General features: G+C 70.1%; 1 protein-coding gene. It reads left to right on the top strand.

The window, feature by feature from the left end; all coding sequences use genetic code 11:
- Positions 1-388, top strand: a 388-nt coding sequence (locus tag I6F37_RS44340) for a hypothetical protein (RefSeq protein ID WP_225155036.1), incomplete at both ends; no start/stop codon positions are given.

Genomic DNA, 388 nt, shown 5'->3' on the forward strand with positions numbered 1-388 from the left:
CCACGATGAGCGTGCGCGTCTGGTCGCCGGCGGCCGGCATCCGCGTGCTGTTCAAGGTCGAGGAGGCCGGCAACCCCGGGCTCTTCGTCGAGACGCTCGGAATGACGACCGTCGCCGGCGCGTGGGAGACGCTCGTGTTCGACTTCGGCAACCCCGGCCCGAACCCCACTCCAATCCAGTTCGGCGCCAACTACGACAAGGCGTCGATCTTCTTCTACTTCTCGTGCGACCTCAACCCGGCGCCGCCGGCCCCGCCGGAGCGCACCTTCTACTGGGACGACGTCGCCTTCGGCATCCCGCCGGCGTACTCGGTGACGGCGCCAGTCGAGAGCGCGTCGCTGCTCGCCGGCACGCGCCACTCTGTCCGCTGGACCGGCAACGGCGTCCC

Source organism: Bradyrhizobium sp. NBAIM08, from assembly GCF_020193935.1.
Taxonomy (GTDB): Bacteria; Pseudomonadota; Alphaproteobacteria; order Rhizobiales; family Xanthobacteraceae; genus Bradyrhizobium; species Bradyrhizobium yuanmingense.